Origin of the sequence: Stenotrophomonas sp. UBA7606, assembly GCF_002477705.1 — a bacterium.
GTDB lineage: Bacteria > Pseudomonadota > Gammaproteobacteria > Xanthomonadales > Xanthomonadaceae > Stenotrophomonas.
Genome location: NZ_DLJW01000113.1, coordinates 114,612 through 125,833, shown reverse-complemented (window position 1 = coordinate 125,833; position 11,222 = coordinate 114,612). Strand labels below are relative to the sequence as shown.

The 11,222-nt window shown below is 65.4% G+C and carries 12 protein-coding genes; 5 read left to right on the top strand and 7 right to left on the bottom strand.

Translation table 11 applies throughout. From position 1 onward, the window contains the following. On the top strand, window positions 1-477 hold a 477-nt coding region (locus B2527_RS15145; RefSeq protein ID WP_293715349.1), incomplete at its 5' end, for a transaldolase family protein. A 155-nt stretch (window positions 478-632) separates the two neighbouring features. Here the strand turns inward: B2527_RS15145 and B2527_RS15140 are convergent. The 4 genes from B2527_RS15140 to B2527_RS15125 are packed head-to-tail and all read right to left on the bottom strand — an operon-like array spanning window position 633 to window position 2,774. Further along, window positions 633-1,142: a flavodoxin family protein gene (locus B2527_RS15140; RefSeq protein WP_293715346.1), complete on the bottom strand. Its 510-nt coding sequence runs from the start codon at window positions 1,140-1,142 to the stop codon at window positions 633-635. Window positions 1,143-1,145: 3 nt separating this feature from the next. After that, on the bottom strand, window positions 1,146-1,796 hold the full coding sequence (gene msrA, locus B2527_RS15135) for a peptide-methionine (S)-S-oxide reductase MsrA (protein ID WP_293715378.1): 651 nt from the start codon (window positions 1,794-1,796) through the stop codon (window positions 1,146-1,148). A gap of 30 nt (window positions 1,797-1,826) precedes the next feature. Then, window positions 1,827-2,093 (bottom strand): DUF2007 domain-containing protein, encoded by a 267-nt coding sequence (locus B2527_RS15130; RefSeq protein WP_293715343.1) that lies wholly within the window; start codon window positions 2,091-2,093, stop codon window positions 1,827-1,829. A 12-nt stretch (window positions 2,094-2,105) separates the two neighbouring features. Then, window positions 2,106-2,774, bottom strand: coding sequence for a glutathione S-transferase family protein (locus tag B2527_RS15125; protein WP_293715340.1), 669 nt, complete (start codon window positions 2,772-2,774; stop codon window positions 2,106-2,108). Window positions 2,775-2,878: 104 nt separating this feature from the next. Here B2527_RS15125 and B2527_RS15120 point away from each other — a divergent pair, with 104 nt between their 5' ends. Together B2527_RS15120 and B2527_RS15115 are read left to right on the top strand one after the other, a co-directional pair. Next, on the top strand, window positions 2,879-4,627 hold the full coding sequence (locus B2527_RS15120; RefSeq protein WP_293715337.1) for a glutamine--tRNA ligase/YqeY domain fusion protein: 1,749 nt from the start codon (window positions 2,879-2,881) through the stop codon (window positions 4,625-4,627). Between the two features lie 95 nt (window positions 4,628-4,722). Further along, a complete protein-coding gene (locus B2527_RS15115; protein ID WP_293715334.1) occupies window positions 4,723-5,139 on the top strand; it encodes a hypothetical protein in 417 nt (138 codons plus the stop codon). A gap of 211 nt (window positions 5,140-5,350) precedes the next feature. On the opposite strand, the gene B2527_RS15110 is transcribed toward B2527_RS15115, so the two are convergent. Genes B2527_RS15110 through B2527_RS15100 form a run of 3 tightly spaced genes read right to left on the bottom strand, consistent with a single transcriptional unit; the run spans window position 5,351 to window position 8,461 of the window. Then, on the bottom strand, window positions 5,351-6,403 hold the full coding sequence (locus B2527_RS15110; RefSeq protein WP_293715331.1) for an ABC transporter substrate-binding protein: 1,053 nt from the start codon (window positions 6,401-6,403) through the stop codon (window positions 5,351-5,353). After that, the gene (locus B2527_RS15105; RefSeq protein ID WP_293715329.1) at window positions 6,400-7,785 is read right to left on the bottom strand and encodes a sensor histidine kinase; all 1,386 of its coding nucleotides are present in this window, start codon (window positions 7,783-7,785) and stop codon (window positions 6,400-6,402) included. The genes B2527_RS15110 and B2527_RS15105 overlap by 4 nt, the downstream gene beginning before the upstream one ends. Further along, a complete protein-coding gene (locus tag B2527_RS15100; protein ID WP_293715326.1) occupies window positions 7,772-8,461 on the bottom strand; it encodes a response regulator transcription factor in 690 nt (229 codons plus the stop codon). The genes B2527_RS15105 and B2527_RS15100 overlap by 14 nt, the downstream gene beginning before the upstream one ends. A 186-nt stretch (window positions 8,462-8,647) precedes the next feature. On the opposite strand from B2527_RS15100, the gene B2527_RS15095 reads away from it, so the two are divergent. Beyond that, window positions 8,648-9,823 (top strand): OprO/OprP family phosphate-selective porin, encoded by a 1,176-nt coding sequence (locus B2527_RS15095; RefSeq protein WP_414717105.1) that lies wholly within the window; start codon window positions 8,648-8,650, stop codon window positions 9,821-9,823. A gap of 42 nt (window positions 9,824-9,865) precedes the next feature. Beyond that, window positions 9,866-11,194 carry a CitMHS family transporter gene (locus tag B2527_RS15090; protein WP_293715372.1) on the top strand — a complete coding sequence of 443 codons (1,329 nt, stop codon included), beginning with the start codon at window positions 9,866-9,868 and terminating at the stop codon, window positions 11,192-11,194. Window positions 11,195-11,222: the final 28 nt, after the last annotated feature.

The window sequence follows — 11,222 nt, the reverse complement described above, 5'->3', positions numbered from 1 at the left end:
CCGACCCAGGCCCTGGCCTGCTCGGAAGCCGGTGCCTTCCTGATCTCTCCGTTCGTCGGCCGCATCCTGGACTGGTACGTGGCCAACGGCCAGACCCCGGCCAACATTGACGAAGACCCGGGCGTGCAGTTCGTGCGCGGCGTGTTTGCCGAATTCAAGCGCCGTGGTTCCAGCACGGTGGTGATGGGCGCCTCGTTCCGCTCGACCGCGCAGATCGAAGCGCTGGCTGGTTGCGACCGTTTGACGATCTCGCCGGACCTGCTGGAGAAGCTGGACGCGGACTTCGGCGAGCTGCCGCGCAAGCTGGTGGCGGGTGCTGCCGAAGCGGTGAACATCGCTGCGATCGATGAAACGAAGTTCGACGCGGACATGGCCGCCGATCCGATGGCCACCGAGAAGCTGGCAACCGGTATCGAAGCATTTGCCAAGGATCTGCAGACCTTGCGTCAGCGGATTGCGGATGAGTTGGGCGGCTGATAGCCAAAGCTATGCCTGACCACTCCCTTCTCCCTTCGGGAGAAGAGCCTGTCCCCGCGAAGGCGGGGATGCCCCGAAGGGGCGGATGAGGGTAGGTGCGAAGCCTAGCTGCAAGGCACCCTCACCCCAACCCCTCTCCCATTGGGAGAGGGGCTTTAAAAAATGCCAAGCTCCAGCCCTGCTGCCAACAGCGCACCCAACTCTCGGCCTCGCGCCAACTTCGACTCAGGCAGCGTCTTCTCGGCAACAATCGCCTCCGCCGTCTGTGCCTGCGTACACACCAGCACCGGCTCGGCCACCTCTTTCAAACGCAACCCCAAAGCCACCCTGCGCAACTGCGCGATCGTTGGTTGGCCATCCGAGCCCGCGCACACCAGCAGCGCATACGGCTTGCCCTCGCAGCGCCCCAACAGCGGGTAATAGCTGCGGTCAAAGAAATCCTTCATCGCCCCGCTCATCGAGGCCAATGTCTCCGGCGTGGCAAACACCACCGCATCGGCGGCAAGCACATCCTCGGCACCGGCATCTGCAGCACGCAACGCAATCACCTGCACCGCATCACCCGCACTTGCACGGGCACCGTCCAAAACTGCGTCAACCATCGCCGCAGTAGCGCCGGTGAAGCTGTGCCACACCACCAATAAACAGCGCGGCGTGGCACTCATAGCTCAGACATCCAGACCAATCGGGCAGCTCACGCCGGTGCCGCCGATGCCGCAATAGCCGTTCGGATTCTTCGCCAGATACTGCTGGTGGTAGTCCTCGGCGTAGTAGAACGGCGGTGCCGGGAACACGATCTCGGTGGTGATCGCCCCATAGCCGGCAGCCGTCAGCTGCTGCTGGTAGGCATCGCGGCTTGCAATGGCCGCCTCGTACTGCGCCCGCGTATGGCAGTAGAGCGCCGAGCGGTACTGGGTGCCGGTGTCGTTGCCCTGGCGCATGCCCTGGGTAGGGTCGTGGTTCTCCCAGAAGGTGCGCAGCACCGTCTCCAGCGCCACCTTTGCCGGATCAAATACCACCCGTACCACTTCGGTATGGCCGGTAAGACCGGAGCAGGCCTCCTCATAGGTCGGGTTCGGGGTGACGCCGCCCTGGTAGCCCACCGCCGTGGTCACCACGCCCGGCAGCTGCCAGAACTTGCGCTCGGCACCCCAGAAACAGCCCAAGCCCACGTCCAGCACCTGCAAGCCGTTGAAATCGGCCCGCAGGGGCTGGCCGTTGACGAAATGCTGGTTGTGCAGGGGCAGCGGCGTGTCCCGCCCCGGCAGCGCTTCTTCCGGGCGCGGCAGGCGCTGCTTGAACGCGCCGATACCCAGTATTCCCTGGCCGATTCCCAACATGTCCGCTCCTCAGGCCGGGAGGAACCCCGGCGCTTCATCGTCATCCAAGATGGGGTCGGCAGGGCCATCGTCCAAGCCCAGCGCGGCCACGATGTCCTCGGCCTCGGGCGTGGCCGAATCCGGCACGCAGACCCGCAGCAGGCCGAACAAGGGCAGTTCGCCGCCGGCCCCCAACAGCGACTCACCAAACACGAAGGCCGGGATGCCCGCATCCTCCAGCGCGTGCTTGACCAGGTGCGCGTCGAACAGGTTGTTGCTCTGGTAGATCAGTTGCATGGGGTGCTCCGTTCACAGCGGTTTGCGCAGGGCATCGGTGGCGGCATAGCCCTCCGTTTCCAGGGCCGCGGCCTCGCGCCATTCGCGCAGCGCCGGCAAGGCCAGCAGGCGCTGGCAGTAGTCGGCCGCCGCGCCCTCCACCGCCACGCCATAGCCGTCAAACCGTACTGCCACCGGCGCAAACATCGCATCAACGATGCCGAACGGGCCAAACAGGTAGTCCCCGCCTGCCCCCTGCTGGCGCCGCAGCGTTGTCCACAGGGCGTGGATGCGGGCGATATCGGCCTGGGCGGCCGCGTCCCAATGGTAGCCATCCGGCTGGCGGCGGCTGTTCATCGGCAGCTGAGTGCGCAGCGCGGTGAAACCTGAATGCATTTCCGCAGCCGCCGCCCGCGCCAGCGCCCGCTGCGCCGGATCGGCTGGCCAGCCACGCCAGCCCAGCCAGCGCTCGTTGGCATACTCGCAGATGGCCAGCGAATCCCAGAGCTGCAGCGCACCGTCGTGCAGCGCCGGCACCTTGCCGGTGGGCGAATACTGCTGCACCTGGCTGGCAAAGCCGGGGCTGCCCAGGGCCAGCCGCACCTCGTCGAAATCGACCCCGAAATGGCGCAGCAACAGCCAGGGCCGTAGGGACCAGGAGGAGTAATTCTTGTTGCCTATCACCAGAACCGGACGGTCCATCAGCAGCAAACCCGGGGGACGGAAGGGTCCAGCATAGCCCTGTCCCGGCAACCTCTGCCCGGCTCGGCTAAACTTGCGGTTTACTTCAATACGCTGCGTCCCCCATGTCCGAGAACACGCCTGCTGTCGTCGCCACGCCGGAAAACGCCCCCGAAAAGCGCGATTTCATCCGTCAGATCGTCCGCGAGGACCTGGCCAGCGGCAAGCACACCGCCATCAAGACCCGTTTCCCGCCGGAGCCCAATGGCTACCTGCATATCGGCCACGCCAAATCGATCTGCCTGAATTTCGGCATCGCTGGCGAGTTCGGCGGCGTCTGCAACCTGCGTTTCGACGACACCAACCCAGCCAAGGAAGACCCCGAGTATGTCAACGCCATCCAGGACGACGTGCGCTGGCTGGGCTTTGAGTGGAACGAGCTGCGCCACGCCTCGGACTACTTCGACGCGTATTACCTGGCCGCACAGAAGCTGATCCGCGACGGCAAGGCCTATGTCTGCGACCTGTCGGCCGAGGAAGTGCGCGCCTACCGCGGCTCCCTGACCGAGCCGGGCCGCCCCTCGCCGTACCGCGAGCGCAGCGTCGAGGAGAACCTGGACCTGTTCGCGCGCATGCGTGCCGGTGAGTTCGCCGATGGCGCCCGCACCCTGCGCGCCAAGATCGACATGGCCAGCGGCAACATCAACCTGCGCGACCCGGCGATCTACCGCATCAAGCACGTCGAGCACCAGAACACCGGCAATGCCTGGCCGATCTACCCGATGTATGACTTCGCGCATGCGCTGGGCGATTCGCTGGAAGGCATCACCCACTCGCTGTGCACGCTGGAATTCGAAGACCACCGCCCGCTGTACGACTGGTGCGTGGACAACGTCGACTACGCCCACGACAACGCGCTGACCCAGCCGCTGGTCGACAAGGGCCTGCCGCGCGAAGCCGCCAAGCCGCGCCAGATCGAGTTCTCGCGCCTGAACATCAACTACACGGTGATGAGCAAGCGCAAGCTGATGGCGCTGGTCACCGAAAATCTGGTCGATGGTTGGGAAGACCCGCGCATGCCGACCCTGCAGGGCCTGCGTCGTCGTGGTTACACCCCGGCGGCGATGCGCCTGTTCGCCGAGCGCGTGGGTATTTCCAAGCAGAACTCGCTGATCGATTTCAGCGTGCTGGAAGGCGCCCTGCGCGAAGACCTGGACAGCGCCGCCGCACGCCGCATGGCGGTCATCGATCCGCTCAAGCTGGTGCTGACCAATCTGCCGGAAGGCCACGAAGAAGCGCTCACCTTCAGCAACCACCCGAAGGACGAAAGCTTCGGCAGCCGCGAAGTACCGTTCTCGCGCGAGCTGTGGATCGAGCGCGAAGACTTCGCCGAAGTACCGCCCAAGGGCTGGAAGCGTCTGGTCCCGGGCGGCGAAGTGCGCCTGCGTGGCGCAGGCATCGCCCGCGTCGATGAAGTGATCAAGAACGACGCTGGCGAGATCGTCGAGCTGCGCGGCTGGCTGGACCCGGAATCGCGCCCGGGCATGGAAGGCGCCAACCGCAAGATCAAGGGCACCATCCATTGGGTCAGCGCCCAGCACGCGGTGGAAGCCGAAGTGCGTCTGTACGACCGCCTGTTCTCGGTGGCCAACCCGGACGATGAATCCGACGGCAAGACCTACCGCGATTACCTGAACCCGGAATCGCGCAAGGTCGTCACCGGCTACGTCGAACCGGCCGCAGCCCTGGCCGCACCGGAACAGAGCTACCAGTTCGAGCGCACCGGCTATTTCGTCGCCGACCGTCGCGACCACACCCCGGCCAAGCCAGTGTTCAACCGCAGCGTGACCCTGCGCGATACCTGGTCGGCCTGATCAGGCTGGGCGGGGTTGCCGGCTGACAGCCCGGTAACCCCCTGCTCACATGGCCCGCGGCTACCATGGCCGCGTGCCCGGAACAGGATTCGCCCATGTACCGTCTGTCACTGCTGCTCTGCTTGCTGCTTGCGATCACCGCCTGCAGCTCACCGGCCGCCACTGCGCCGGTCACCTCGCAAACGCCCGCGCCGGTCCCCGCCAGCGAACACTCACCACCAGCCAAACCTGCCGCCACACCCATCGTGGTCGACAGCAGCTGCAAGGTCGACGCCGATTGCACCGTGAAGAACGTCGGCAACTGCTGCGGCTATTACCCGGCCTGCGTCAACGTCAACAGCCCTACCGATCCGGCCGGGGTGCAGGCCAGCTGCCAGGCCAAGGGCATGATGAGTGTCTGCGGTTTCCCTGAGATCCAAGGCTGCAGCTGCGTGCAGGGCAAATGCGCGGCAGCGGGCGGCGGCAACTCCCTGCGCCAACCGTTGAACGAGAACCCTGCGCCAGTGCGCTGAGCTCGCGTGACTCGGCGCGTGAGAAGCACCCTGCTTCAGCGGGAAACGCCAGCAACCGCAGTCGCGTAGCCCGGGTAAGCGCAGGGCACCCGGGGCCGGTTGCAGAGCGCCTGAAGGATCACTGGATCCTTTTCCCGGGTGCGCTGCGCTTACCCGGGCTACGGTGCTGCGCCAACCAGCGAACACCCCATCCCGCTACGCTGAGCCACACTCAGCGCGGCTTGGGCTCAACGCTGCTGCGCCAGGCATCCAGGAACTGGCGCCGCTTGAGCGCATCCAGATACACCAGCAAGCCGGGCCCAAGCTGGATCGGCCGCCGGTTCTGGCCGGGATCGCTGTCACCGCCACCGTTGCGGATGATCGGCATCAGCCGCGCCTCGCGCGACAGCACCTGCTGGCCGCGCGCCGACAACAGGTAGTCGAGGAAGCGCTTGGCTTCGGCAGGGTGCGGGCTGTTGCGCGGAATCACCGCCGTGCGCAGCACCACCAGCGTGTAGTCCTCCGGCTCGACGATTCCCAAGGGCGCACCAGCATCTATACGCGCCTGCGCGTAGGAACCCAGTACGTTGTAGACCAGCGACAGCTTGCCGCTGCTGACCTGGTCCAACAGCACGCCGGTACGCTCCTCGCGCACCACGCCGTTGTCACCCAATGCGCCCAGCAAGGCGCCAGCGATGCTGCCACGCTGTGCATCCTGGGTCGCCAGCAGATAGCCGACGCTGCTGCGTTCGATATCGTAGGTGCCGACCTTGCCGCGCAGCGGTGTGCCTTCGGCACGTAGCAGGTCAAGCAGCTGGCGGCGCGTGTGCGGCACTTTTGCGACCGGCAAGGTCCGTGTGTTGTAGACCATCGCCACCGGCTCGTAGCTGATGCCGAAGGCTTCATTGCGCCACTTCGCCCAGGAAGGCACGGCTTCGGTCTGCGGCGAACGATGTGGCAGTGCATGGCCATCGTTGACCAGTTTGGTCTGCAGATCCATGCCGCTGGAAATCAGCAGATCGGGCGTGCGCGCGGTGTTGCGCTCGCGCAGGAAACGCGCGTACAGGTCCTGGGTGATGATGTCTTCATAAACGACTTCGGTGCCCGGGTGCAGGCGCTGGTAGTCGGCGATCACCACCGCGAACACTTCGATATCGGTCGTGCCGTGGATGCGCAGCTGTTCGGTCGCAACGCCCTGCGCAGGGAAGCGCTGAACATCGCCAGGTGCGGCGATCAGAGATGGCGCCAACAGCACGCCCAGCAACAGGATCAACAAGCGGCTCATGCGGCATGCCTTGGCAGATGGATGGTGGCGACCAGACCGCCTTCGGGCCGATTGCTCAGGTCGATGCGGCCGCCATGGCTTTCAACCACGCGCTTGACGATGGCCAGCCCGAGGCCGGCACCACCGGCCGGCGCGTTTTCACCGCGCCCGAAGCGCTCGAATACGCGTTCGGCATCGGCGGCGCTGACCCCGGGGCCGTGGTCGGCGATGGTCAATACCGCCTGCGTGTCCTGCACCGTCAGAGCGATCTGCAGCGGGCCGTCGCCGCCGTATTTCACCGCGTTGTCGATCAGGTTCTTGATCGCCTCGCGCAGCAGCAGGGCGTCGCCATTGACCTGCACCGCACCGGTGGTGACCGCCAGCTGCACGCGCGGTGCCGGACCGGCCTGCGGCAGTGCTTCGTGCAGGGCCTGATGCACGGTTTCGACCAGGTCCAGCGGCGCGAAGCGCTGCAGGTTGGAGCGATGGATGACGCTGGCATCGCTGAGCAGCTGGTTCAGCAGGCGGCTCATATGGGTGGCGTTTCGCTCGATTGCACGCAGGCTGCGCTGCATCTCCTCGGGCTCTTCTTCGTCCAAGGCCAGCTGGGCCTGTGCGCGCAGTGCTGCCAGCGGCGTGCGCATCTGATGTGCGGCTTCGGCCATGAATGCACGCAGGGTTTCGTTGCTGCTGGACAGGCGTTCCATGAAGCGGTTCAAGGCAGCGACCATCTGGTTCATCTCGCGCGGCACATGCGAGTCCAGCGGTTTCAGGTCGGAGGGTTCACGCCGCGACAGCTCGCGCTCCAGGCGCACCAGTGGGCGGAACGCGCGATGCACACCGAAGGCCACCAGCGCCAGCAACAAGGCCGATAACACGCCGATGGCGATCAACGCGCGGTTGACCATTTCCTGTGCCAGTTCGGCACGTGCGCGACGGGTCTGGCCGACCTGCACCTGCACTTCACCCTGCGCAGAAGCGGCGGCAAAGCTGCGCTTGACCACCACGAAGCGCACCGTCTCGCCACTGTAGTCGGCATCGAACAACTGCGGCTGGCTGCCGCTCCTGCGCGGTGCCAGGGGAAGATCCTCGTAGCCGGTGATGGTGCGACCACGACTGTCGGCCACGCGGTAGAACACGCGGTCTTCTTCCGCCATCGAAAGCAGGTCCAGGGCCGCATACGGCAGGTCCACCTGCCATTGGCCATCCACCAGCGCCACCGAATCGGCGATGGACAACGCCGAGGACACCAGCAGATGGTCATAGGAACGGTTGGCCGCACGCTGCCCGTAGTCCCGTGCGGCAAACAGCAAGGCCACCGCGAACACCGCCAGCAAGGCACCCAGATACAGCATCAAGGTGCGCCGCAATGAACCGGAGGTGCGGACCTCAGCCGTCGCCATCGGTAACGCCGTCACTGGCTTCCAGCATGTAGCCCACGCCGCGCACGGTGGTGATGCGCACTGGCGCAGCCGCCAGTTTCTTGCGCAGCCGCCCGATATACAGTTCGATGGCATTGGGCCCGGCTTCGTCGTCGAAACCGAACAGGCCCTTGCCGATCTCATCCTTGCCGACGACCTGCCCGAGCCGGCCGACCAGGATCTCCAGCAGGCGGAATTCACGGTTCGGCAGTTCGATCACTTCGCCATCCAGGCTGACCCGGTGCGCGGCATTGTCGAACTGGAAGCTGCCGATCTGCACCACTTCGCTGGCCTGGCCACGGCCGCGACGCAGCAACACCCGGCAGCGCGCTTCGAATTCGCGGAAATCGAACGGCTTGCCCAGATAGTCATCGGCGCCCACGTCCAGCGCCTGCACGCGATCCTCGATGCCATCGCGGGCGGTCAGCATCAGCACCGGCGTGCTGTCACCGCGCTCGCGCATGCCCGCCAGCACGCGCAGGCCATCGAGCTTGGGCAGGCCAATATCCAACACCACCAGATCAAAGCTCTGGTAGCGCAGCACACTGGCTGCGCCCATGCCGTCGGCCTGCCAATCCACCGCGTGGCCATTGCGGCGCATGCGACGGATGATGGCATCGGCCAAGTCCGCATTGTCTTCAACCAGCAGCAGGCGCATCGCGGTGGAAAGTGTCGGGAAGGCGCGAATGCTAACGCGGAAGCCGCAAAGGCGCAGTGCCAGCGCGCGTTGCTGCGCCGCACAAACCCTTGACAGGCGGATGACAGCTAGTCCCGGCCAGACTGCGCCCACGCACCAGCAGGTGCCCATGTTTGCCGCGCGCCTGGCGCGCACCTGGGAGGGTTTGTGGAACTGAGTGTTTTCCAAAAGCGCAGCCTCGCTGCCGCTGTCCTGCTGAGCCTGTGCGCTCCAGCGCTGGCCGCAGAAGACGAAGGCCCGGTGACTGCCACCATCGGCGGCCGCCTGCATCTGGATTTCGCCAGTTTTGACAACGACCATCGCGGCACCCCGAACAAGGACGACACCGAGATCCGTCGCGCCTGGCTGGATGTATCCGGCAAGTTCTTCGTCGTCGACTACAAGCTGGAAGCTGACTTCTCCGGCGACCGCCCCGAGGCCAAGGATGTCTACGTCAGCCGCAGCTTCGGCGATGCCGGCCGCCTGACCGTCGGCCAGTTCAAGCAGTACTACTCGCTGGACGACCGCACCGGCTCCAACTACGGCAGCTTCCTGGAGCGCGGCAGCGCCGGCACCAGCCTTGCCCCGCTGTACCGCCTCGGCGCGTCCTGGCAGGCCAATCCTGGCGACATGACCTGGGCGGCAAGCGTCTACAGTCTGGAAAGCATCGATGCCTGGCAGGTAAAGGGCCGCGCCGCCGGTGGTCGTGTCACCTGGGCACCGAGCCCGGCCGCAGGCGACGTGCTGCACCTGGGCGTGTCGCTGGCCCGCGAGGCCTATGACAACCCCGGCGTAAACGGCGTTCCTGCGTTGCGTATCCGTCCGCGCCCGGCCGGCCATCTGTCCGATGAAAGTCGACTGACCCTGGTCGACTTCTCGGCCGGCCGCGATACCGACGTCAACAAGTGGTCGCTGGAATACGCACAGGTGCGCGGCCCGCTGTCATGGCAGGGCGAACTCAGCGGCGCCACCTTCGATGATGGCGCGCAACGCGGTGAAGTGATGGCGGCCTACGGCATGTTCAGCTGGTTCGTCACCGGCGAGTCGCGCAGCTACGACCGCAAGACCGGCCGCTTCGCCCGCATCAAGGACATCCGCCACAAGCCCGGCGCGTTTGAAGTCGCGCTGCGCTATGACCAGATGCGCGGTAACCAGCACCTTGATGGCCAGCCTGATCTGCGCAACGGCAGCACCGAGGCCTGGACCCTGGCCGGCAACTGGTACCTGCGCGACAACCTGCGTTTCATGCTCAACCTGATCGAAAGCCGCAACCGCAACCGCCTGACCGATACCACGGTGGACCACACCCGCGCGGTCACCGGCCGCCTGCAGTTCGATTTCTAAATACCTCTTCCCCGTCCTGTCCCTTCTAGGAGTCTGCAGATGATGCTGACCATCCTCGGCTTCGGCATGGTCCTGACGTTCATGTATCTCATCATGAGCAAACGACTGTCGCCGCTGGTCGCCCTGATTACCGTACCCATCGTGTTCGCCCTGATCGGCGGCTTCGGTGCCGGCCTCGATGAGATGATGCTCGACGGCATCAAGAAGATCGCGCCGACCGGCGTGATGCTGATGTTCGCCATCCTCTACTTCGGGGTGATGATCGACGCCGGCCTGTTCGATCCGCTGGTGCGCATCATCCTGCGCATCGTCAAGGGCGATCCGCTGAAGATCGTGATGGGCACCGCGGTGCTGGCGATGCTGATTTCGCTCGATGGCGACGGTTCCACCACCTACATGATCACCGTGTCGGCGATGCTGCCGCTGTACCGTCGCCTGGGCATGAACGCGCTGAGCATGACCTGCGTGACCATCCTCGCCGGTGGCGTGATGAACCTCACCCCGTGGGGCGGCCCGACCGCGCGTGCGGCCACTGCGCTGCATGTGGATCCAGCCGATGTATTCGTGCCGCTGATTCCGGCGATGGTGCTGGCCTGCGCCGGCATCCTCGCACTGGCCTGGTACCTGGGCATGAAGGAACGCCGTCGCCTCGGTGTGGTTGCCCTGCCGCAGGGTGGCTCGTGGATGGACGCCAGCGTCTCCGATGACAGCGATGCGCTGCCGACGGTGGAAGACGCCGAAGACACCAAGCGGCCGAAGCTGCTGTGGGTCAACTTCGCCCTGACCCTGGCATTGATGGCGGCGCTGGTGATCGGCCTGCTGCCGATGCCGGTGCTGTTCATGGTCGGCTTCGCGATTGCACTGGTGATCAACTACCCGAACCTGGCCGAGCAACGCCGTCGCGTGGTCAACCACGCCGGCAATGTGTTGTCGGTGGTATCGCTGATCTTCGCCGCGGGCATCTTCACCGGCATCCTGTCCAACACCGGCATGGTCGAGGCGATGTCGCGGGGCTTCCTGTCGGTGATTCCGGAAGCCTGGGGACCCTACCTGGCGGTGATCACCGCGGTGGCATCGATGCCCTTCACCTTCTTCATGTCCAACGATGCCTTCTATTTCGGCGTGCTGCCAATCCTGTCCGAAGCGGCGGGTCACTACGGCATCACCCCGGTGGAAATGGCGCGCGCTTCGCTGGCCGGACAGCCGGTGCATCTGTTGAGCCCGCTGGTGCCATCGACCTATCTGCTGGTTGGTCTGGCCAAGGTGGATTTCGCTGACCACCAGAAATTCACCCTGAAGTGGGCCGTGCTGATCTCCATGATCCTGATGGCCGGCAGCCTGCTGTTCGCCCTGTATCCATTGGCCGCCTGAGCGGCACCTACCTGACGCATTGGAGAGC